This window comes from Clostridium sp. AUH-JLR23 (assembly GCF_964238065.1).
Classification (GTDB): domain Bacteria; phylum Bacillota_I; class Bacilli_A; order Erysipelotrichales; family Coprobacillaceae; genus Allocoprobacillus; species Allocoprobacillus merdigallinarum.
In genome coordinates this window covers 43,782-66,034 of sequence record NZ_CAXSKY010000004.1, presented here as the reverse complement: position 1 = coordinate 66,034, position 22,253 = coordinate 43,782, and the positions used below count along the sequence as shown (strand labels likewise).

The 22,253-nt window shown below is 31.4% G+C and carries 22 protein-coding genes; 15 read left to right on the top strand and 7 right to left on the bottom strand.

The genetic code is table 11. From position 1 onward, the window contains the following. The first annotated feature begins 4 nt into the window (after positions 1-4). Entirely contained in the window at positions 5-676 is a 672-nt protein-coding gene (locus ACESR5_RS03085; protein WP_373154170.1) for a DUF4956 domain-containing protein, read from the top strand. A 3-nt stretch (positions 677-679) separates the two neighbouring features. Then, positions 680-2,074 carry a CotH kinase family protein gene (locus tag ACESR5_RS03080; protein ID WP_373154169.1) on the top strand — a complete coding sequence of 465 codons (1,395 nt, stop codon included), beginning with the start codon at positions 680-682 and terminating at the stop codon, positions 2,072-2,074. Positions 2,075-2,109: 35 nt separating this feature from the next. Here the strand turns inward: ACESR5_RS03080 and ACESR5_RS03075 are convergent, their stop codons facing one another. After that, entirely contained in the window at positions 2,110-3,579 is a 1,470-nt protein-coding gene (locus ACESR5_RS03075) for a family 1 glycosylhydrolase (RefSeq protein ID WP_087244623.1), read from the bottom strand. Between the two features lie 289 nt (positions 3,580-3,868). Here ACESR5_RS03075 and nagB point away from each other — a divergent pair, with 289 nt between their 5' ends. Then, on the top strand, positions 3,869-4,618 hold the full coding sequence (nagB, locus tag ACESR5_RS03070) for a glucosamine-6-phosphate deaminase (RefSeq protein ID WP_373154168.1): 750 nt from the start codon (positions 3,869-3,871) through the stop codon (positions 4,616-4,618). Then, entirely contained in the window at positions 4,602-5,921 is a 1,320-nt protein-coding gene (locus tag ACESR5_RS03065) for a 6-phospho-beta-glucosidase (protein WP_373154258.1), read from the top strand. The genes nagB and ACESR5_RS03065 overlap by 17 nt, the downstream gene beginning before the upstream one ends. 43 nt (positions 5,922-5,964) lie before the next feature. On the opposite strand, the gene ACESR5_RS03060 is transcribed toward ACESR5_RS03065, so the two are convergent. The 3 genes from ACESR5_RS03060 to ACESR5_RS03050 all read right to left on the bottom strand — a co-directional run bounded on the left by ACESR5_RS03060 (position 5,965) and on the right by ACESR5_RS03050 (position 9,716). Continuing rightward, complete coding sequence (locus ACESR5_RS03060) at positions 5,965-7,563, bottom strand: potassium/proton antiporter (RefSeq protein WP_373154167.1); 1,599 nt, start codon at positions 7,561-7,563, stop codon at positions 5,965-5,967. Positions 7,564-7,711: 148 nt separating this feature from the next. Next, the gene (locus tag ACESR5_RS03055) at positions 7,712-8,248 is read right to left on the bottom strand and encodes a hypothetical protein (RefSeq protein ID WP_191492563.1); all 537 of its coding nucleotides are present in this window, start codon (positions 8,246-8,248) and stop codon (positions 7,712-7,714) included. A 16-nt stretch (positions 8,249-8,264) separates the two neighbouring features. Further along, a complete protein-coding gene (locus ACESR5_RS03050; protein ID WP_373154166.1) occupies positions 8,265-9,716 on the bottom strand; it encodes a PstS family phosphate ABC transporter substrate-binding protein in 1,452 nt (483 codons plus the stop codon). Between the two features lie 165 nt (positions 9,717-9,881). Here ACESR5_RS03050 and ACESR5_RS03045 point away from each other — a divergent pair, with 165 nt between their 5' ends. Beyond that, positions 9,882-10,397, top strand: coding sequence for a hypothetical protein (locus ACESR5_RS03045; protein ID WP_087936542.1), 516 nt, complete (start codon positions 9,882-9,884; stop codon positions 10,395-10,397). Between the two features lie 24 nt (positions 10,398-10,421). Here the strand turns inward: ACESR5_RS03045 and ACESR5_RS03040 are convergent, their stop codons facing one another. Further along, on the bottom strand, positions 10,422-10,799 hold the full coding sequence (locus tag ACESR5_RS03040) for a CoA-binding protein (RefSeq protein ID WP_087244617.1): 378 nt from the start codon (positions 10,797-10,799) through the stop codon (positions 10,422-10,424). A 162-nt stretch (positions 10,800-10,961) separates the two neighbouring features. Here ACESR5_RS03040 and mnmG point away from each other — a divergent pair, with 162 nt between their 5' ends. Then, positions 10,962-12,815 carry a tRNA uridine-5-carboxymethylaminomethyl(34) synthesis enzyme MnmG gene (gene mnmG / locus ACESR5_RS03035; protein ID WP_373154163.1) on the top strand — a complete coding sequence of 618 codons (1,854 nt, stop codon included), beginning with the start codon at positions 10,962-10,964 and terminating at the stop codon, positions 12,813-12,815. A gap of 9 nt (positions 12,816-12,824) precedes the next feature. Then, positions 12,825-13,529, top strand: coding sequence for a 16S rRNA (guanine(527)-N(7))-methyltransferase RsmG (gene rsmG / locus ACESR5_RS03030; RefSeq protein ID WP_373154162.1), 705 nt, complete (start codon positions 12,825-12,827; stop codon positions 13,527-13,529). A 102-nt stretch (positions 13,530-13,631) separates the two neighbouring features. On the opposite strand, the gene ACESR5_RS03025 is transcribed toward rsmG, so the two are convergent. Beyond that, positions 13,632-13,949, bottom strand: coding sequence for a type II toxin-antitoxin system RelE/ParE family toxin (locus ACESR5_RS03025; protein ID WP_373154160.1), 318 nt, complete (start codon positions 13,947-13,949; stop codon positions 13,632-13,634). Further along, positions 13,949-14,224, bottom strand: a complete 276-nt coding sequence (locus tag ACESR5_RS03020; protein WP_373154159.1) for a type II toxin-antitoxin system Phd/YefM family antitoxin — start codon at positions 14,222-14,224, stop codon at positions 13,949-13,951. Before ACESR5_RS03020 ends, ACESR5_RS03025 begins: the two co-directional genes overlap by 1 nt. A 288-nt stretch (positions 14,225-14,512) precedes the next feature. Between ACESR5_RS03020 and ACESR5_RS03015 the strand changes: the two genes are divergently transcribed. From ACESR5_RS03015 to ACESR5_RS02980, 8 genes are all read left to right on the top strand, one after another. Next, positions 14,513-15,370, top strand: coding sequence for a hypothetical protein (locus ACESR5_RS03015; RefSeq protein ID WP_373154158.1), 858 nt, complete (start codon positions 14,513-14,515; stop codon positions 15,368-15,370). Between the two features lie 96 nt (positions 15,371-15,466). Beyond that, the gene (locus ACESR5_RS03010; RefSeq protein ID WP_087297915.1) at positions 15,467-16,228 is read left to right on the top strand and encodes a DeoR/GlpR family DNA-binding transcription regulator; all 762 of its coding nucleotides are present in this window, start codon (positions 15,467-15,469) and stop codon (positions 16,226-16,228) included. Positions 16,229-16,237: 9 nt separating this feature from the next. Next, positions 16,238-18,586, top strand: coding sequence for a formate C-acetyltransferase/glycerol dehydratase family glycyl radical enzyme (locus ACESR5_RS03005; RefSeq protein WP_373154156.1), 2,349 nt, complete (start codon positions 16,238-16,240; stop codon positions 18,584-18,586). Next, on the top strand, positions 18,549-19,490 hold the full coding sequence (locus ACESR5_RS03000) for a glycyl-radical enzyme activating protein (RefSeq protein ID WP_373154154.1): 942 nt from the start codon (positions 18,549-18,551) through the stop codon (positions 19,488-19,490). Before ACESR5_RS03005 ends, ACESR5_RS03000 begins: the two co-directional genes overlap by 38 nt. 15 nt (positions 19,491-19,505) lie before the next feature. Continuing rightward, on the top strand, positions 19,506-20,186 hold the full coding sequence (locus ACESR5_RS02995; RefSeq protein WP_087297917.1) for a fructose-6-phosphate aldolase: 681 nt from the start codon (positions 19,506-19,508) through the stop codon (positions 20,184-20,186). 50 nt (positions 20,187-20,236) lie between these two features. Beyond that, positions 20,237-20,896, top strand: a complete 660-nt coding sequence (locus tag ACESR5_RS02990; RefSeq protein ID WP_373154152.1) for a DNA alkylation repair protein — start codon at positions 20,237-20,239, stop codon at positions 20,894-20,896. A 58-nt stretch (positions 20,897-20,954) separates the two neighbouring features. Beyond that, positions 20,955-21,173, top strand: a complete 219-nt coding sequence (locus ACESR5_RS02985; protein ID WP_129738343.1) for a hypothetical protein — start codon at positions 20,955-20,957, stop codon at positions 21,171-21,173. 39 nt (positions 21,174-21,212) lie between these two features. Beyond that, positions 21,213-22,244 (top strand): aldo/keto reductase, encoded by a 1,032-nt coding sequence (locus ACESR5_RS02980; protein ID WP_373154150.1) that lies wholly within the window; start codon positions 21,213-21,215, stop codon positions 22,242-22,244. Positions 22,245-22,253 lie beyond the last annotated feature (9 nt).

Sequence of the window (22,253 nt, the reverse complement as noted above, 5' to 3'; positions counted from 1 at the left end):
AAGGATGAGTTTTCAGGATATTTTTAAATCAAACTTTTTAGAAAATGTCAATGCAGTGACATTATTAGATATGGGTATTGCGCTTGTTTTAGCTTTTACAATGGGATTGTTTATTTTCTTTGTTTATAAGAAAAGTTATAGTGGATTGATGTATTCATCAAGCTTTGCGACAACGCTTATTGCATTGACAATGATTACAACACTTGTTATTTTAGCAATCACAAGTAATATTATTTTATCTTTAGGAATGGTTGGGGCACTTTCTATTGTGAGATTTCGTACAGCCATTAAAGAACCTATGGATATAGCTTTTCTCTTCTGGAGTATTGCGGTGGGAATTGTTTTGGCAGCAGGACTTATTCCACTGGCAGTCATTGGCAGTCTTTTTATAGGAATCATACTGATTGTTTTTTCAAATCAAAAGAATATTCAAAAACCTTATATTTTAGTTGTCCATTGTGATAATACAGATCATGAACAGATGGCTATGGAATTTATTCAAAGACATGTAGAGGCCTGTTCTTTGAAAAGTAAAAGTATAAAGCCAGATTGTATAGAATTGAATTATGAAGTGAGACTTAAGCAGCAGGAAACACTTTTTATCAATGAATTATCCAAGAAGGAAGGCATTCTTTATACTGTGATGGTTTCTTATAATGGAGATTATATGAATTAGATTATGATAAAAAGTAAGTTTATGGATGTCATTGTCATTGTTTGTATCTGTATATCACTTATATTTACGATTGGCTTTATGTTTTTTGATCATTGGGGAATAGAACCAGCCCACACATCTCCACCATATATGAATAAGCTATTTGATAATCAACGTGTTCATACGATTGATATTGAATTAGATAATCCGGAATCTTTTTTTGATCAGGCAGCAAATAAAGACTATCATGTCTGTACCATAACGATTGATGGAGAAAAATTTGATATGGTTGGATTAAGGGTTAAGGGTCATAATTCATTAGAACTGATTGACAGGTATCAATCAGACCGTTTTAGTCTTAAAATAGAGTTTGATCATTATGATGAAAATTATCATTATTATGGATTAGATAAGTTTACTTTAGACTGTTCTTTTCAAGATAATGCCTATCTTAAAAATTATATGACTTATGATATGATGTCTTTTATGGGAGTCCCCACACCACTCACAAGTTATGTTTGGGTGACAATCAATCAACAGGATTGGGGCCTCTTTCTTGCAATCGAAGAGCCAGAAGAAGCTTTCGCAAGAAGACATTTTGGAAAAGATTATGGCATATTATATAAACCTGGATATACAGATGTTTATGCAGCTAATAAGGATTTAGCACTTCAATATATTGATGACCGTATTGAATCTTATCCTAACCTTTTTGATAATGCGAAATTTGATATTGATAGAGAAGATAAAGAAAGATTAATTCAATCACTTAAAATATTAGATGAAAATAAAGATTTAACCAAAGCTGTCAATATTGATGAAGTTTTAAGATATTTTGTTGTACAGGTCTTTGTGGTGAATTTAGATAGTTATCTGGGGCCAACAGGACATAATTATTTCTTATATGAAGAAGATGGTATGATTTCAATGCTTCCTTGGGATTATAATTTGGCTTATGGAACTTATGCATTAGGAATGCCAAATCCTAGCAATGATACAACGCAATATGTGAATTTTCCAATAAATACGCCTTATACCAAAGAAGTCATGTTAAACAGACCATTGTATCATCATGTGATGCTACATGATGACTATTATCAACAGTATCATGAATACTTTGATCAATTCATAAGTGAATATTTTGAAAGTGGGTATTTTGAAAAGAAGGTTAAAGATACTACAAAAATGATTGATTCTTATATTCAAAAAGATCCGACTGCATTTTGTTCGTATCAGGATCATCTTTTAGGGGTAGAAACATTTCAAGAGTTCTGTCAGTTAAGAGCGCAAAGTGTGAGAGGACAACTCAATGGAACATTACCTTCCACAATTGCCCAACAGGATGAATCTATTATAAGAATTGATGCTTCTCATATTCATTTGGAAGATATGGGAGAAATTCCAGATTTATATACATAAAAGGTGTACTCTTTGTTTTGAGTACACCCTTTTGTTTAATCTAAATCCTGACCATGACTTTCAATGACTTTTTTATACCAATAGAAAGAATCTTTTCTATAGCGATTATAAGTGCCTTGACCTTGATCATCTTTATCTACATAAATAAATCCATAACGTTTTCTCATTTCACCAGTTCCAGCACTGACAAGATCAATACATCCCCAAGTTGTATATCCAATCAAATTCACACCATTATCAATGGCTTTACCCATTTCTTTGATATGATCTCTTAAATAATCAATGCGGTAATCATCATGAATACTTCCATCTTCTTCTAATGTATCATAAGCACCTAATCCATTTTCGACAACCATGATTGGTTTTTCATAACGGTCATAAATCATTTCAAGATAATAACGTAAACCTAAAGGATCTTGTGCCCAACCCCAATCAGAATATGTTAAATAAGGATTTCTCGCTCCCGCAGCAAAGTTACCAGAAACCATATCATCTGTTTCATGTGTTGTTTCAATAGAAGACATATAATAAGAGAATGTATACATATCGACGCAACCATTTCTTAAATCTTCTAAATCTTGTTCAGTGATATCTAATTGAACATGATGTTCATTCCATAATCTTTTCGCAAAAGTTGGATATTTTCCTTTACATTGAACATCTCCACAATAGAAAATACTCTTTTCCCACATATGGCGATTAGCCATAATATCTTGAGGATCACATGTTCCTGGATAAAATGTAATGCCACAAATCATACATCCAATCATATTATTTGGATCAATTTCATGACCAATCTGAACTGCTTTTGCACTTGCAACAAATTGATAATGAAGTTGTTGATAACCTTGTTGATGTTCTTTATCTCCAGCATGATTACCAAAAAGATTTAACATCATAATTGTGTTATTAATTTCATTAAATGTGAGCCAGTATTTCACTAACCCCTGATATTCTTTAAAACAAGTTGTCGCAAAACGCACATAGAAATCAATAAGCTGACGATTGTTCCATCCACCATAATGTTCTTCTAAATATAAAGGTGTATCAAAATGCCAGATTGTCACTAATGGTTCAATACCATGTTTTTTACATTCCAAAAAGACAGAACGATAGAATTCAACACCTTTTGGATTAGGTTGATCTTCATCACCATGAGGATATAAACGTGACCATGAAATAGAAAGTCTAAACATTTTAAATCCCATCTCAGCTAATAATGCAATATCTTCTTTATAATGATGATAAAAATCTACACCATCATGATTAGGATAATAATAATCATCTAAAACAGCATACTTTGCTCCTTCAGGGATAGGTTGACCATTGATGACTTTACCAGGTTTTCCATCCTTATCAATAAATGTCACATATCTTGGTTCTTTCACAGAGCCACCTGTTGTGACATCTGTTTTGGCTGGTCCACGTCCGTCTTCGTTCCATGCACCTTCAGCCTGATTGGCAGCAATCGCACCACCCCATAAAAAATTCTCCTGAAAACTCATATCTTATATTCCTCCTTATACTTTATATTGTAATAGCGAATGATGAAAAAAACAAATACTTAAAAAGAATGTATATATATGCCTTTTACAATATTAAACTTCATAAATAAGTCATAAAGTCAATTTATATTGAAAAGATATTTAGGTTTACTTATTAAAAGTTGTCTAAGAATATACTTTAAAAGATATGAGATTAAGAATTAATTAAAATTTGTTTTTTTGTATATTCTCGTCTTTAATCATGTTACTATTAATGTGAGAAGAGAGTTATAAAATAGGAGGGTTTAAAATGAAAATTCTTGTCTTTGAAAAAGAGGAGCATCTTGATGCTTATGTAGGAGAATATATCTGTCATTTTATTAGAAATCATTCGCAACCAGTTATTGGGTTTGCAACAGGATCAACACCACTTGGAGTTTATCGCTATTTTATAGACAATTATCAGGCTCAAAAAGTAAGTTTTCGTCAGGTCAAAGCATTCAATTTAGATGAATATGTAGGATTAACTCCAAGTCATCCACGTAGTTTTGCATCAGCAATGAAAAATGAACTTTTTTCCCACATTGATATTTTACCTGAAAATATCAATGCTTTAGATGGATCAAAAGAAGATATGATTCAAGAATGTCAAAGATATGAATCTTTGATTGATGCCAATCCTATTGATATCCAAATTTTAGGAATTGGAATGGATGGACACATTGCTTATAATGAGCCAGGAAGTCCACTTGATGGAGCGTGTCATGTTGTGGATTTACATCAGGAATCTATAGAAAGTTCACTTGATTATGGATTTGATCATATTGAAGATGTTCCTACACAAGGTGTCACACAGGGAATTGGCACAATCATGAAAGCAAAACAACTGATCATGATGGCTAAGGGAGAAAAGAAAGCTGATTTAGTGAAAAGAATGATTTATGGTGAAGTGACACCAGATTTTCCTAGCTCTATTATTCAAAGACATCCAAATGTGATTGTCTGCCTTGATAGAAGTGCAGCGAGTCAATTGAAGGAGGAAGATTATGAAAAGCGTTAAAATTGTAACAATTGGTGGTGGTTCTTCCTATACACCAGAGCTTATTGAAGGATTTATCAAAAGATATGATGAATTACCTGTTAGAGAATTATGGCTTGTTGATATTGAAGAAGGGAAACATAAGTTGGAAATTGTAGGAAATCTTGCAAAAAGAATGGTGAAAAAAGCAGGAATCCCTATGAAGATTTATATGACTCTTGATCGTCAGGAAGCATTGAAAGATGCAGATTTTGTCACAACTCAATTTAGAGTTGGGCAATTAGATGCGAGAGAAAAAGATGAATTGATTCCTTTAAAATATGGTGTCATTGGACAAGAAACAAATGGTCCGGGAGGTATGTTTAAAGCTTTAAGAACAATACCTGTTATCTTTGATATTATTAAAGATTGTGAAAAATTATGTCCAAACGCATGGATTATTTCATTTACGAATCCATCGGGTATTAATGCCGAAGCTGTTTTTAGACATACAGGATGGAAGAAATTTATTGGTTTATGTAATGGACCAGTGAATATGATTAAAGATATTGAACATATTTTAAATGTTCAAGACAATGATGAATTAGATGTTAAAATCGGTGGTATCAATCATATGATTTATGCATTAGATATTACATTGAATGGAGAAAATGCGAATCGAAAATTGATTGATACAATGATTGATCAGGGAAATAGTGAATCTTTGAAAAATATTGTAGATATACCTTGGTCAAAAGAGTTTTTAAATAGTTATGGATATTTAGGTATTGGATATTTACGCTATTACTTACAAAAACAACAAATGTTAGAACATTGTCAGGAAGATGCTGCAAAAGGACAATGTCGAGCACAAGTTGTTAAAAAGGTTGAAAAAGAATTATTTGAAAAATATAAAGATGAAAATCTTGATGTTAAACCAAAAGAATTGGAACAACGTGGTGGAGCATATTATAGTGATGCAGCCTGCAACTTGATTTCGTCATTATATAATGATAAAGGTGATATACAAGTTGTTGATACATTAAATAAAGGTGCTATTTCTAATATGCCTGATGATGTTGTGGTGGAAGTGAGCTGTAAAATCACAAAAGATGGACCTGTTCCTATCCCAGTCGGAGAGCTTCCTTTACAAACAGTTGGTTTAATTCATCAGTTAAAAGCTTTTGAAATTTTAACAACAAATGTTGCATTAAGTGGAAATTATGATGATGCATTAGTTGCGATGACAATTAACCCTCTTGTTCAAAGTGAAATCACTGCTAAAAAGATATTGGATGAAATGCTAGAAGCCCATAAAAAATACCTACCTCAATTTTATAAATAATAATAAAAAGACTTCAATTGAATTTTGAAGTCTTTTTCGATATTTATATTTCATCCTGTGTTTCAATTGTCACAAGAATATCATTTTCTAAGATAGGCGTTGTTCCATTAGGGATAATAGATTGATGATTTCTTTGAATCATGATAATTAACTGTTTAGCAGGTAAAGAAATATCCTTAACAAGCTTATCTTTCCATTTATGTGATGAATGAATATGGGTTTCATCTAAACGAATGTTTTCCCTGTTTTCAAATTTCTTTGCGGCTAAAACAAGTAAATCTCCTTCTAATATTTCTGTATCACCATTAGGAATCAAAGTTTGGTGATCTCTTGCGATTAAAATAACTAACAAATCATCAGCATTAATATCTTTAAGCTTTAGATTTTTAAAATGATGATGATGACCTATTTTCATTTTCACAAAACACATATCATTATCTTCCTGATAATCATTAAATGTACGTAATATATCAACTTGTGGGTTAATCATATGACATTTCTTTGAAATCCATGGTAGAAGTGAGCCTTGAATAGAAAGTGAAAATAAGACAATACAAAAGACAAGATTAAATAAATCAAATGGTAAATCAACTTGATAAAGCACAGCGTATATCGCAAAGACGATTGATGCTACACCTCTTAATCCTGCCCATGATACAACGGCCATTTGTCGCAATGGTGAACGAAACATACCAAGGAGTACAGAAATTGATAAAGGACGAGCTACAAATGTTAAGAAAATCATAATCAAAATGGCAGGAATAATAACTTCTGGAAGTTCGGATGGTGTGACAAGTAATCCTAGTAAAAAGAAGATTAAGACTTGTGCCATTTTTGTAAGAGTTTCATAAAAATGAACCATGTCTTTTTTATGGGGAATATAACTATTACCTAAAATGATGCCACAAATATAAACACTTAAATATCCATTTCCACCAATCAGATTAGAAAAAGCATAAGTGATAATACTACTCGCAAAAATAATAACTGTATTTTCATAGCTTTCATTGACATGAACTTCATTTAAAATTTTCACTATGATTTTTCCAATACAAAAACCACATAATAAACCAAAGATGATTTGTTGAAAAATCATAACTGGTAAAGATATGTTTTGTCCTGTCATAATCATAATCACAGATATTGTTAACATATATGAAACAGGGTCATTCGATCCTGATTCAATTTCTAATAGTGAGTCTGTTCCATACTTTAAAGATAAATGACGAGAACGTAAAATGTTAAAGACAGATGTAGCATCAGTAGAAGAAATGACGGATCCAATTAATAAACTCTGTAACCATGATAAATCTAAAACATAATAAACAAATCCCGCAACCAGCAATGCTGTTAATAAGACACCCAGTGTTGATAAGACAATAGATTTGATAATCACTGGTTTGGCTACTTTCAAATTGGTTCCAAAACCACCAAAGAACATAATGAATATCAAACTGGTTGAACAAATCATTTCGGCAATCTGATAATCATTAAAAACAACACCTAAAATACCATTTTCACCTAAAAGCATGCCTAAAAGAATAAAAAACAAAAGAGAAGGAATAGCCAATTTATCTAAAAAACGATTTAATAAAATACATATAAGAATAACACATCCAACTAATACAAAATATAAATCCATCGCATCATCTCCTTTTTCCAAACTATATCATATATTTGTGTATCCCATAATAACAAAAGATGAAAAAACGAAAATCTTTGTATAGAGAATAAATACTATACAAAGATTTTATTCATTAATAAGTTTTAAACTGTTCGTTATAGTAAGCTTAATAACAGACAGTATGAGCTATATCTGGTGAAGGAAGATAAGCATAGTACTCTTGAATTTGTTGACTTAAATCAAATGAATGGGATGAGTGATTTAAGATATGATTTTGTATTTGAGGTGGAAATAGCCTTTGAATAGAATCAATATAAAGATCTCCACTTTCCGGCGTTTCACATTGAATGACCTGGTTATCTTTGTAAGTGATTTTATAAGGAATAGAAAAGCTTTCGTCTTGAATAAGTTCATCATTCAAAACATAGAAACTTTCTAAATGTATCCACATAAAGATATGTTGATAATGACCTGTTTCTTCAATACCATAAGGAATATAATCTGTAAAAATATGATAGTCTTCCTTATCTTTATGATAAGAAGCATTCTTTTGTTTGGATATGACATAGTCTAAGGCTTTGGAATATAGTGTGTCTTCTTTTGCAACATGTGTCATCGAATCCTTTGTTATTGGACTTAAACAAAATAGACAGATGATTATCATAATGATGACCAAAAGTGATAAGCTGATTACTTTTTTCATGAATGAAACTCCTTTTCTAATTTAATGCACAATAACCTGTTTTTTCAATAATATATTGTCCCTGTGAAGAGAGAAGATAGTCTTTTAATTTTTTAACATTTTCTTTCTGATTTGATTTTAAAGTCACACAATATAAATAAGTAGATATAGGATATGTCTGATTTTTAATATTTTCAGTCGTTGGCTCAACACCATCAACAGATAATATTTTTACATTTTGTTCTTGATGAAGCCCTTCTAAAAAGTATCTAAATGTATATCCAATGGCATCTTTTTCACCATTATATTGGGCTGTATCAGTAATAATACCAGTCATTGCTGAAACATATTCATATTGAAGAGGTTCCTTTAATGAAACATCTCCCATGAAATGGGTCATCATAGATTGACTGCCAGATCTTTCAGGTCTTTGAAAAGCAAGAATATCTTTGTTTAGTCCACCAACTTTCTGCCAGTTTGTTATATCACCATGATAAATATCTTTAATTTGTTGAGTCGATAGATTAGATACAGGATTATCTTTATTCACAAAGAAGACAAAAGCTTCCTGACCGATAGGTGTATATTCAAATTCGACACCAGCTTCTTTGGCTTCTGCTAATTGTGATTTTGAAGGTTTTGCGCCAAAGAACATATCAATATTCCCATTGATTAAACGGGTATAACCAACAGATGTATTAGTAAATGTGACAATTTTGCCATTAGTATTATAATAATTGTAGTCTTCTGACTCACTATATGCTTTTTCTATTTGATCAATATCTTTATAAACGGCTTTCGCAATAGCACTATAAACAGGATAACAAGCTTCCGCACCATCAAGAACAGGCATATCTTCTTCATTTTCAATGATAAAGGTACTTGGTTCTTGAAGTTCTACAAGTTGACTATCTTCAGTATATGGATAAAAAGGAGATAAGTCAGTGCAGGAATAACCATTCATATAGTCAAAGCCATGACCACCACTATATTTTCTGGCAGGTGATGTTTGGTATACATAAAAACTTGTTGTACAAAGAAGGACTAGACATAGAATTTTAACGATGTATTTCTTTATAGGAATTTGAGCTTGACTAAAAACATAAAGACTTACTAATTGAATGAACAAAAGAAGAATAGGACCAAATATCATTAACTGATAATGGGCAGTCAAGGAGCATAGAAGTAAAAATAAAGCAAAAGGAAAATAGAGTATGTAGTAATAATTCCATAACTGAGAAGAAAGATATCCTTGAGATAATAAACTGACAATGGTTAAGCAAACTAAAATGATAAGGATGATTGTTAATTGGATTTGAAATTGATGTGGATAAAGACGATTTTTTCTTTTCAGATAGTAAGTAAACAATACAACAAGGATTGCCATAATGATAAAGGCGGTCGTGGGCATAATGAAAAGACAAATGAAAGATAAAACGAAATAAAGAAGAACATAGCGAAAAATAAAGTATTTAAGATAGTCTTTCATAATGGATATCACCTCTTAAAGATATTGTACTATAAAGATGTGTATAACAAATGAAAATATATTTTTGTTTAACATAAAATTAATAAAATATTTATAAAAATGAGTCGAACAAAAATAAAAATTATGACATTCTATGAAAAGATGACATATGAAGGAGAATGATTTATGAGTGTTATAAAGAAATATTTTCATGTTTTGATTTGTTTGATATTACTGGTTATAGGGTGTTTATTTATGATGAATCGTCAAAGTCAAGATTTTTATAGTTATCTTATTCAAGATATATCAAAAAGAGATAGTCATTTTGAAACGATTGAAAAAGTAAAATATCAGGATAATTTGTATTTTATAGTTTATCAAGACGATCAAGCTCAAAGTCATTTGCTTATTTATGAAAATGTTCATAATTTATGGATGGATAACTATCAATTTTGGGGAGAGAGTTCTTCTTCCCAGGACATAGATACTTTCAATTATGCAGATTCTCATCAGGCTATGGTTGTTGTTTATGGAAAGAATAAACAAAATGCCTCTCAATATTCTTTTGTGAATAATGGGAAAGTTTATAAAAAAGAAATGAATGATTCCTATATTCTTGATATTTATATGTTAGAGGGGAGTTCATGTCATATAGCTGATTGGACTTTATATGATCAAAATCATCAAATTATACAAAATTGAAAAAATCAGCCTTGATGGGCTGATTTATTCTGTTTCAACTAAGATACAGGCAAGAATAGGTGTAATGCCTTGATCTTTCATATATTGTAATAATTGATCATCATATGTTCCTGGTTGCATCCATGCATAACGAATACCAATGCCAGACATTTCATCAATGTAATCATAGGCATATTTTGGATTGACCACAAAAACCACAACATCAATAGGATGATCAATAGCCTCTAAATGAGGATAAATATGATAATCATCTATATTTTGATAGATAGGGGATACACCATAAGTCTGATATCCCTTTTCTAATAAACGCTTAAAGATTTTATAACCGTATTTTTCTTGATTAGGAGTGACTCCTACAACTGCAAAATGATAATATTTTTCTAATATGTCTTTAGGATTCATAAGTTTTCACCTCAAAAGTATTATAGCATATGCTTCATTTTATGTGCAACAAAACTTCAAGATACCTAAAAGTTTTATCTATTAAGAATGTATGAATAATTCAATTTGATAATATGAATATTTTGTGCTAAGATGAAACAGATTAAAGGAGTGTGAGGGAAAATGTATGATGTCATTGTTGTAGGAGGAGGACATGCAGGAATTGAAGCATGTTTAGCTACGTCAAGAATAGGGAAGAAAACATTGTTAGTGACATCGAATTTTGAAAATGTAGGATCTATGCCTTGTAATACTTCTATCGGTGGACCAGCAAAAGGAATTATTGTCAGAGAGATTGATGCTTTAGGTGGTCAGATGGGGAAAACAACGGATGCGACATACTTGCAAATGAAGATGTTAAATACGGCCAAAGGACCAGGAGTTCAATCATTACGTGCTCAGGCAGATAAAAAAGCTTATCCACGTTATATGCAAAATGTCTTAAAACAACAGGAAAACTTAGATATCATAGAAGCTATGGTTGAAGGGTTAATCATTGAAAATCAGACAGTTAAAGGAGTCACTTTAGCTGATGGCACAGCTTATGAGGGACAAACTGTCATTTTAACAACAGGAACTTATTTAAAAGCTGAAGTCATGGTTGGAGATCAAAAGACACCAAGTGGACCTGATCAGGAAAAGCCATCATTGTATTTATCTGATCAACTGAGAGATTTAGGCTTCCGTATTCAAAGACTGAAAACAGGAACACCTCCAAGAGTAGAAATCAACAGTGTGGATTATTCAAAAACACAATTACAGCCAGGCACTGACGAACCTCTTGCATTTAGTTATGAAACAACAACATTTGTTCCTATTGAAAAACAAACTCCTTGTTATTTAACATATACAAATGAAACAACACATCAAATTATTAAAGATAATTTATCAAGATGTAGTATGTATTCAGGGATTGTCAAAGGAATAGGACCAAGATATTGTCCTTCTATTGAAGATAAAGTTGTGAAATTTTCTGATAAACCACAACATCAGATTTTCTTAGAACCAGAATCCAAAGAAATGAATACCATTTATGTTCAAGGTTTTTCAACATCCATGCCTCATGATATTCAAGAACAAATGATACGTACGATTCCAGGATTGGAAAACTGTCAGATTTTAAAATATGCTTATGCGATAGAATATGATGCGATTGATCCATTACAATTATGGCCATCATTAGAAACAAAAGTGATTAAAAATCTTTTTACAGCAGGACAAATCAATGGAACAAGTGGTTATGAAGAAGCAGCAGCTCAAGGATTAATGGCAGGTATTAATGCTGTGAAGGCAATCAATCATGAAGAACCATTAATTTTAAAAAGAAATGAGGCTTATATTGGTGTCATGATTGATGATTTGGTTACAAAAGGAACAAAAGAACCCTATCGTATGTTAACATCACGTGCTGAATATCGTTTATTATTAAGACATGATAATGCGGATGAAAGATTAAGACAATATGGATATGATGCAGGTCTTGTTAGAGAGGAAGTTTATCAGGCTTATTTAGAAAAGATGAATCATATTCATAATGAAATAGAAAGATTAGATACTATTCGTTTTACACCAAAACATGAAATCAATGAATTATTAGTACAATTAGGATCTACACCTTTAAAAGAAGGTATCAGTGCTAAAGGATTATTACAGAGACCAGAGATGGATTATCAGAAGTTAAAACCATATATTGAGGATGCTCATTTGACATTAGAAGAAGAAAAAAGAGTGACAATTCTTATTAAATATAAAGGATATATTGATAAGACTTTAAGACAAGTAGAAAAACAACGAAAAATGGAAGAAAAACAGATTCCTCAAGATATTGATTATGAAGATGTTTTAAATCTTTCTTTGGAAGCAAAACAAAAGTTATCTGAAATTCGACCAGTCACAATTGCTCAGGCATCACGTATTTCAGGAATCAATCCAGCTGATATTTCAGTCTTGTTGATCTATTTAAAACAACATTATTAAGAGGTATATATGAATCAGGAACAATTTATACAAGCCCTTTTAGATAAAGGTATCACTTTAACATCAAAACAACTTGAACAGTTTGAACTTTATTATCAAACATTAGTTGAATGGAATCAAAAAATGAATTTAACAGCCATTACTCAAAAAGAAGATGTTTATTTGAAACATTTCTATGATTCATTAACGATTTCATTTGATTATGCTTTGTCCAATCAATCTTTATGTGATGTAGGCGCAGGAGCAGGTTTCCCTTCTATTCCTTTAAAGATTGTCTATCCAGAATTAAAAGTTACTATAGTTGATTCACTTTCAAAGCGTATTACATTTTTAAAACATTTAATCCAAGTTTTAGATTTAAAAGATGTTGATGCTATAAGTGCGAGAGCTGAAGAATATGCAGTTAAACATCGTGAATCATTTGATATTGTCACAGCAAGAGCAGTCGCAAGATTAAATATTTTAGATGAATTATGCTTGCCTTTAGTGAAAGTTGATGGAGATTTTATAACTTTAAAAGGATTAAAAGCTCAAGAAGAGTTACAGGAAGCTATGCAGGGTATAGAAAAATTAGGTGGAGAAGTCATGAAACAGGAAAGCTTCACATTAACAGATGAAAATGATCATCGTTGTAACATCTATATACATAAAGTGAAGAGTACACCTTCTCAATACCCTAGAGATTTTAGTAGAATTAAAAAGAAACCATTATAACGCATCAGTTGATGCGTTTTTTCGTACATGATGATTTGATAAGCTTTTATATAATAAAAATCAGCTTTATATCATATAAAGCTGATTGAGGGGATATATGAACTATTTTATAGCATTATTCATATTTGTCTTATTGTATAAGATTCTATATATAGATACAACCTTCGTTTTTTTATCTACACCATAAAATACAATATAATTCCCTACTATAAAATATCTATATTGTTTCTTGAGTGGTTTTATAAAATCGTAATATTGATAAATTTCTGGATTTGTTTTTAATAGTTCTATTTTCTTTTGTACTTCATTGACTAATTTATGAGCTACAGGTTTATTATCAAGTTTTAATGTGATATATTTTACAATATCATTCAAATCGTCTTTAAATAATTGTAAATATTCTATTTTGTATTCATTCATTAAAGACTATCAATGAATTCATGCAAGTTATTAAATACTTCTTCATGGCTTAATCGTTTAGTATTTAATTCAGCATAAATTTTCGCTTCTTTCATTTTTAAATATATTTCATTGTTTTCAATCATTTCTTGATAAGCCTCCATACTCATGAGAACCATGTCTCCATATCCATTCTTTGTTAGATAAATAGGCTGGTTGCTTTCATGTATCTCTTTTGATATTTCAGTTAATTTCGTTCTCAAATCAGATATTGGTCTAATTGTAATATGTTCCATAATGAATCACCTCATTTATAGTATATCATATTTCTATATATATTTATACATAAATATATATAGAAATATAAAATGATAGAGAAAATAGTGTTGTTTATCATGGTTATGATTTATTGATGTGATTGTTTCATTGATTTGGATAGATCGTGAGAAGAAAAGATTTAATATTTACAAATAACAACTTCATAGATGATTAATTATCTAAATATGTAAACTTTTCTTCTATTTTGACTTATAAACAATTATAATAAAAGTATAGAAATCTAATAGGGGAAAGGGGAAATCATTATGCGTTGTGATGTATGTGATACAAAAATACCACCGGGAGCAGATAGGTGTCCAAATTGTGGCTATCGTGTTAGACACAGTTCAACAGCGACTCATACGCAGGCAACATCTGCAAATTATCCAGAGCCAGAAGTTTTTAAACCAAAACGTAATAAAAAAATTTATATACCACGTAGAGAAAAAACACGTAATCGTTCTCAACGAACAAAAACATCTACTTTTAGAAAATACATTATTTTTATAGTGGCATTGATTGCTGTTGTTCAGATGGCATCTGTTTTTATTGGAAATATTGTAAGTAATTATAATAGCCATAACTATACAGAAATTGAAGGAGAATCATTTCAGGAAGGTATTGATAATGGAGATGATGATGGAACAATGCAGATTGCATTGGATTATGAAAATGATTTGAAAACTTTCTTTAGTGATGAGTTGTTATTGCAAGATGTAGAGGCGAATGAAAATTATTATATTTATGGAGATAATTTAAGTGCTTCTACTAATGTATATGGATCTGATGATGTCATAAATTTAACAGCTTCTATTAGTTTTCAAAATCAGGAACCTTATCATCAATCTATAACATTATCATGGAATAATCAAGGAACGATTAGAGAAAATGACCTCAATTTAGATCAAGCACAGATAGAAAAGATTAATGAAAAGTTTAATATTGATATTTTTGGAGCTATTGAGGAATATAAATCAAAATTAAAAGTTGATGAAGATGATAATACACGTTTTGTTGTGAGTGATTATAAGGATGATGAAAGCATTTATTTGAGTGAATCTTATGGAATTGATGATGAATATTTCATTTATTTATCTTTAGGACAGGACATTGGTGATAACTAATGTCTTTTTATTTTCTCAATGAGAAAATGTATTGAAAACAATAAAAAATAATATATAATAAGATTAAACAATAAATACTAATAAAGGAGGATGAGAATGTTTGCGAAGGAAAGACAGGATGATATTGTTGAACAGGTGAATCAATCAGGCAGTGTTAAAGTCAAAGATTTAAGTTTGAAATATCAGGTTACAGAAGATTGTATACGTAAAGATTTGGCTGTCTTAGAGAAAAAAGGATTATTAAAAAAGACATATGGTGGAGCCATGAGTATTCGTACGAATCCTCATTTGTATAGCAGTTTACAACGTAAAGATATGAATAATGAAGAACGTATAGTCATTGCTGATAAAGTCATTTCATTATTAAAAAATCAGGATACTATTTTTCTGGATATCTCAAGAACGCATGTAGAGGTCGCTAAACTGTTAAATCAGTCGACATTAACGCTTAATGTCATCACCAATATGATAGAGATTTTAGATCTTTTAAGACATAATAAAAACATATCTGTTATTTTTATTGGCGGTGAACTGAATAAGGAAAGAGATGGTTTCTGGGGAGGATTATCTGTGCAGATGATTCAAAACTTTAAGATTGATAAGGCGTTTCTAGGTGTTGTAGGTGTTGATATGAATCATGGAAAGATTTCTACTTATTATGTGGAAGATGGTTTGATGAAACAGGCTGTTATGAAACAAAGTCAAATGAATTATATTGTATGTGAAGAAAGAAAACGAAGAGAAGATGGTCAATTTATCTATGGAAACTTAGAAGATTTAGATGGCATGATTGTAGCGGGTTCTTTAAATAAAGATGATCAAAAATATATCAAAGAGTATGACATAGATATCATATAGGAGGAAGCTATGGAAAAATTAATGAGTCAAAGAATTCAAATCTTAAAAGATAAAATGTTATCAGCACCACGTTATGCATCTATTGAACAGGCACGTATTATTACACGTGTTTATCAGGAAAATGAACATTTATCTATTCCTAAAAAAAGAGCCTTATCTTTAAAAGCAGCTATGGAAGAATTGGAAATAGGTTTTGAAAAAGAAGAGTTAATTGTTGGTAATCGTACAAAGGGTGTGAGATATGGTGTTGTTTTTCCAGAAAGTGGATGTTCATGGGTCAACAACGAATTTGAAACATTACCAACTCGACCACAAGATCAGTTTCATGTAAAAGAAGAAGATATTCAAGAATTTAGGGAAAAGATTTATCCTTATTGGAAAGGAAAATCAATGGAAGATGTCATTAAACATCATGGCGGTCAGGAAATTCAAAGTATTGCTAAGGTTGTAAAAATCAATCAAAAAGATCATGCTCAAGGTCATATTTGTCCTGACAGCGCATTATGGTTAAAGATGGGACCATTAGGAATCATGAATCAGGCTCAAGAAAAATTAAAGACATGTGAGGAATCACAAAAAGAGTTTTATGAATGTGTTGTTCTGGTTATGCAGGGTGCCTGTACATTTATGAAAAGATATCATGATATGATTATGGAAAATATTGATGAAGTGGAAGAACCTTATCAACAATCTTTAAGAACAGTCGCAAACAATTGTTTAAATCTCACAAAACGTCCACCTGAAACATTCCATGAAGCTGTGCAATCCTTATGGTTTTTATTCGTCCTATTGCATATGGAATCTAATGCGTCTTCTTTTTCTCCAGGAAGAATGGATCAATACTTATATCCTTATTATCAAAAAGATATAGAATCAGGAAAGATATCTATGGAAGATGCTTTAGACATCTTAGAATGTTTATGGTTAAAATTTAATCAGATCGTTTATTTACGTAATCAAAATAGTGCCAAATATTTTGCAGGATTCCCCATTGGATTTAATATTGCGATTGGGGGCGAGGATGAAAATGGTAATGACACCTATAATGAGCTTTCTTTACTTTGTTTACAGTGCCAATATGATTTAGGACTACCACAACCGAATTTATCAGTACGTTTAAATCGCAATAGTTCTCATGAGCTGATGCAAAAAGCCATTGAGGTTGTATCCAAAGGAAGTGGTATGCCACAATTCTTTAATGATGAAGCCATTGTTCATGCGTTAATGGAACTAGGTATTGAAAAGAAAGATGCTTTAAATTATGCAATCGTAGGTTGTGTAGAATTAACAACACATGGCAACAATTTAGGTTGGTCTGATGCAGCTATGTTTAATTTGAATAAAGCTTTGGAATTGACATTGAATCATGGCAAGTGTTTATTGACACATGAACAGATTGGATTGGATCTAGGAGGATTGGATACTTATCAGACATTTGAAGATTTAGAAAAAGCCTTTCAACAACAAATTGATTACTTTATAGACAAGATGATGCAATGTGAAGTCATCGTTGAAAAAGCTCATCAAGATTGTTTACCAACAGCTTTCTTATCATCAGTTATTGACGATTGTCTAGAAAATGGTTTAGATGTCACAAAAGGTGGAGCTAAATATAATCTATCTGGTATTCAAATGATTCAAATCGCAAACTTGGCAGATTCTTTAGCTGCTATGAAACAATTGGTTTATGATGATCAGGTTATTGATGCTAAGGAATTACTAGCAGCCTTACAATCAGATTTTAAAGGATATGAAATCATTCAGACAATGTTGTTAAATAAAGTGCCTAAATATGGAAATGATGTAGAATGGGTTGATCGTTTAGGAGCTAAATGGGCTGAGTATTTTAGATCAAGAATGAAAGATTATACGAATTATCGTGGTGGCCCATATCATACAGGTATGTATACAGTTTCAGCTCATGTTCCAATGGGAGAAAATGTTGGCGCTTCTCCTGATGGAAGAAATGCTTTAACGCCATTAGCTGATGGGGGTATGTCCCCTGTTTATGGACGTGATTTGAAAGGTCCAACAGCAGTTTTAAAATCAGTATCACGTTTAAACAATAGTTTAACAACGAATGGTGGCTTATTGAATATGAAGTTTTTACCAGAGTTTTTTGAAACAAAAAATGGAATGAACAAATTTGAAAACTTTTTAAGAGCTTTTGTTGATTTAAAAGTTACACATATTCAGTTCAATGTTGTCAGACGTGAAGATCTCGAAGATGCCCAGATTCGTCCTCAACTTCATAAATCATTAACAATACGCGTGGCAGGATATACAGCTTATTTTGTAGAGTTAGCGCATAAATTACAGGATGAAATCATTGAAAGGACAACATATGACAACATCTAAAGCATTAGTGTTTGATATTAAAAGATTTGCTGTACATGATGGGGATGGTATTAGAACAACCATTTTCTTTAAAGGTTGTCCCCTTCATTGTATATGGTGTCAAAATCCCGAGGGTATATCACCACAAAGACAACCTGTTTATTTTCAAAACAATTGTATACATTGTCGCTGTTGTGAAAAGTATGCAAAAGCAGGACAAATGATTTATCAAAATGATAGACCTTATTTCAATAAAGATTATCAAGGTGATTTTGATCAATTAATTCATGTCTGTCCATCGGCTGCAATTCGTTATGACAGTCAATATTATGATGTTGATATGCTGATGAAAGAAATTGAGTCTGATCGTGTTTTTTATCGTGATAGTGGTGGAGTAACTTTTTCTGGTGGAGAACCATTTATGCAGGGAGAGTTCTTAATTGATATTTTGAAACGTTGTCACCAACAATGTATTCACACTGCCATTGAAACAACACTTTATACGTCATTAGATTTCATTCAAAAAGCATTACCATATCTTGATCAGATTTATATTGATTTAAAAATCAATGATGAAGATATGCATCAAAAGTATGTTGGAGGTTCATTATCAACAATCAAAAAACATATTCAATATGTCTTAGAAAGTGAACATAGACATAAAGTGATTATCAGGACACCATTGATTCCTCAAATCACTGCAACAGAACAAAATATTCAATCTATTAGTCAATTTTTATCGCATATTTATCCAGATGTCCAATATGAATTACTCAATTATAATCCCTTGGCATCTGCTAAATATGAGTGGGTTGATTTTGATTATGGGATTGATTCAAAATATAAGAAATTAACAGATGAAGAAATGGAAACATTTTATCAAATTGTTTATCAAAATGGTATCAAAAATTTAATCAAAGAATAACAGGAGGAGAAGATTATGGAATTTATTATTGATACAGTTGATTTAGAAGAAATTAAGGAAGCCGTTGCTTATATGCCTATCGTAGGTGTTACAAGCAATCCTTCTATTGTCAAGAAGACAAGCCCAGAGGATTTCTTTGCACATATGCGAGCAATCAGAGATATTATTGGAAAGGATAGAAGTCTTCATATTCAGGTGATTTCTAAGGATTGTCAAAGCATGGTCAAGGAAGCACATAGAATTCTTGAAGAAATAGATAGACAGGTCTATATCAAAGTACCCGTATCTTATGAAGGAATCAAAGCGATTAAGATGTTGAAGGAAGAAAACATTCATGTCACAGCGACAGCGGTCTATGATTTGATGCAGGCTTATATGGCACTGGCAGCAGGGGCAGACTATATTGCGCCATATGTCAATAGAATTGGAAATCTAGGAGCAGATCCAATGGAGCTCATCAATGAATTATCAAATCGTATTGTCATGGATGGATATGATACAAAGATAGTCGCAGCATCATTCAAGGGAGTGCAACAGATTAGAGATGCCTTCAATTATGGAGCGCAGTCCATTACAGCACCAGTAGAGATCTTGAAACAGATTTTCAAGAATCCAAGCATAGAAAAAGCAGTAGATGATTTCAATGCCGACTGGTATAGCATGTATGGAGAAGGCAAAGGAATATGCGATTTATAAGACGAGGAAACTCGTCTTTTATGTTATAATGAAACTAAGGATGTGGAATGATGGATAAGTATTTATATATCAAACAGTTATTTGAAAATATGCAAGATCAAAATCAAGCTTTATCTATGGCCCAATATATGAAAAATCAGTTTGTTTTCTACGGAATACCAACCCCTCAAAGAAGAAAGCTTTATAAAGATTTTTTGAAACAGGAAAAGAAACACAAACAAATTGATTGGGATTTTTTAGATTTATGTTATCAAGATTCCCATAGAGAATTTCAATATTTTGTCTGTGATTATTTAAAAATGTTTCAAAATCAATTGGTTTATGAAGATATTCAGCATATGAAAGTTTATATAAAAGATAAACAATGGTGGGATTCTATTGATAATTTTGATACGATTATTGGTCAAATTGGATTAACAGACCAACGTGTTGATGATTTAATGCTGGAATGGTCATTAGATGATGACTTTTGGCTAAGAAGATTAGCTATTGATCATCAGTTAGGACGAAAAGAAAAAACAAATACCATCTTGTTAGAAAAGATTCTTGTGAATAATTTGAATAGTCATGAGTTTTTTATCAACAAAGCGATAGGCTGGATATTAAGAGATTATTCTAAAACAAATCCACAATGGGTTCGTGATTTTATTCAACAATATCATGAAAAAATGGCTAAACCTTCCATTAAAGAAGGCAGTAAGTATATATGATAGAATCTGATAGAGATTATTTTTTGAAGAAAATCAATAAGGAAAGGAAGTATTGAAAATGATAATGATAGGTGTTCTAGGCATTGTTTCATGTATGATTATTTTATATGTCATAGTAAGTCAAAATCGTTATTTTCAATGTCAACATTGTCATCGAACATGGAAACCTCACTTTTTTCAGGTTATAGGCAATGTGAATCGTCAGGTTCAAGATTATCATGTTCAATGTCCTTATTGTCATACGATTCAAAATATCAAGCTTTCAAAAAAGAAATAAGTTGTGTTAGAATAAAAAGTAAGAAAAGAGGTTAGGCGTATGAAGGAAATCATTTTAGGAAGTACAGGTATTCAAGTTGTACAAAATGGGTTTGGAGCATTACCTGTTCAAAGAGTTTCTAAAGAAGAAGGGGTCACTATTATAAGAAAAGCCTATGATGGAGGAATGCGTTTTTTTGACACAGCAAGAGCTTATAGCGACAGTGAAGAAAAATTAGGAGAAGCATTACATATTTATCCGCGTAGTAGCTATTATATTGCAACAAAGACAATGGCAACGACACCTGAGGAATTTTGGAAGCAATTGGACACATCATTATCGTTATTGAAAACGGATTATGTGGATATTTATCAGTTTCATTGTGCTTCACAAGTTTATGCACCAAATGATGGAACAGGTATGTATGAATGTATGTTAGAAGCTAAAAAACAAGGGAAAATCAGACATATTGGAATCACTGCTCATCAGTTACAAGTTGCATTAGATGCTGTTGATTTTCATCTCTATGAAACAATTCAATTCCCTTTTAGTTATTTATCATCTCAAAAAGAAATAGAACTGGTTCAAAAGAGTCAAGAAGCTAATATGGGATTCATTGCGATGAAAGGGTTAGCTGGAGGATTAATTAATCAGTCACGTCCAGCAATGGCTTATATGAGTCAATTTGATAATGTTTTACCTATTTGGGGAATTCAAAAAGAAAGTGAATTAGATGAATGGTTATCCTATATGCAGGATACACCGGTTCTTGATGATGAAATGAAGGCATTTATAGAAAAAGAAAAAATAGAATTATCAGGTGATTTCTGTCGAGGATGTGGATATTGTATGCCATGTCCAGCAGGTATTATGATTAATCAATGTGCCCGTATGTCATTGATGTTAAGAAGAGCACCATCACAAAACTGGTTGACTGAAGATATGCAGGCAGAAATGAAAAAGATTGAAGGTTGTTTGCATTGTGGTCAATGTTCAAGTCGATGTCCTTATGAATTAGATACCCCAGCACTGCTTCAAAAGAATTATGAAGATTATCAGAAAGTCTTATCTGGTGAAGTGAAAGTTCAATAACAGCATGAT

Excerpts from the sequence above, each read along its gene's own strand:
- ACESR5_RS02980 (WP_373154150.1), top strand. The coding sequence starts at position 21,213 with ATGAAGGAAATCATTTTAGGAAGTACAGGTATTCAAGTTGTACAAAAT.
- ACESR5_RS03075 (WP_087244623.1), bottom strand. The coding sequence starts at position 3,579 with ATGAGTTTTCAGGAGAATTTTTTATGGGGTGGTGCGATTGCTGCCAAT.
- ACESR5_RS03005 (WP_373154156.1), top strand. The coding sequence starts at position 16,238 with ATGGAAAAATTAATGAGTCAAAGAATTCAAATCTTAAAAGATAAAATG.
- ACESR5_RS03085 (WP_373154170.1), top strand. The coding sequence starts at position 5 with ATGAGTTTTCAGGATATTTTTAAATCAAACTTTTTAGAAAATGTCAAT.
- ACESR5_RS02990 (WP_373154152.1), top strand. The coding sequence starts at position 20,237 with ATGGATAAGTATTTATATATCAAACAGTTATTTGAAAATATGCAAGAT.
- rsmG (WP_373154162.1), top strand. The coding sequence starts at position 12,825 with ATGAATCAGGAACAATTTATACAAGCCCTTTTAGATAAAGGTATCACT.
- ACESR5_RS03040 (WP_087244617.1), bottom strand. The coding sequence starts at position 10,799 with ATGAATCCTAAAGACATATTAGAAAAATATTATCATTTTGCAGTTGTA.
- ACESR5_RS03000 (WP_373154154.1), top strand. The coding sequence starts at position 18,549 with ATGAAATCATTGAAAGGACAACATATGACAACATCTAAAGCATTAGTG.
- ACESR5_RS03045 (WP_087936542.1), top strand. The coding sequence starts at position 9,882 with ATGAGTGTTATAAAGAAATATTTTCATGTTTTGATTTGTTTGATATTA.
- ACESR5_RS03060 (WP_373154167.1), bottom strand. The coding sequence starts at position 7,563 with ATGGATTTATATTTTGTATTAGTTGGATGTGTTATTCTTATATGTATT.
- ACESR5_RS02995 (WP_087297917.1), top strand. The coding sequence starts at position 19,506 with ATGGAATTTATTATTGATACAGTTGATTTAGAAGAAATTAAGGAAGCC.
- ACESR5_RS02985 (WP_129738343.1), top strand. The coding sequence starts at position 20,955 with ATGATAATGATAGGTGTTCTAGGCATTGTTTCATGTATGATTATTTTA.
- ACESR5_RS03055 (WP_191492563.1), bottom strand. The coding sequence starts at position 8,248 with ATGAAAAAAGTAATCAGCTTATCACTTTTGGTCATCATTATGATAATC.
- ACESR5_RS03015 (WP_373154158.1), top strand. The coding sequence starts at position 14,513 with ATGCGTTGTGATGTATGTGATACAAAAATACCACCGGGAGCAGATAGG.
- ACESR5_RS03050 (WP_373154166.1), bottom strand. The coding sequence starts at position 9,716 with ATGAAAGACTATCTTAAATACTTTATTTTTCGCTATGTTCTTCTTTAT.
- ACESR5_RS03025 (WP_373154160.1), bottom strand. The coding sequence starts at position 13,949 with ATGAATGAATACAAAATAGAATATTTACAATTATTTAAAGACGATTTG.
- ACESR5_RS03080 (WP_373154169.1), top strand. The coding sequence starts at position 680 with ATGATAAAAAGTAAGTTTATGGATGTCATTGTCATTGTTTGTATCTGT.
- nagB (WP_373154168.1), top strand. The coding sequence starts at position 3,869 with ATGAAAATTCTTGTCTTTGAAAAAGAGGAGCATCTTGATGCTTATGTA.
- mnmG (WP_373154163.1), top strand. The coding sequence starts at position 10,962 with ATGTATGATGTCATTGTTGTAGGAGGAGGACATGCAGGAATTGAAGCA.
- ACESR5_RS03020 (WP_373154159.1), bottom strand. The coding sequence starts at position 14,224 with ATGGAACATATTACAATTAGACCAATATCTGATTTGAGAACGAAATTA.
- ACESR5_RS03010 (WP_087297915.1), top strand. The coding sequence starts at position 15,467 with ATGTTTGCGAAGGAAAGACAGGATGATATTGTTGAACAGGTGAATCAA.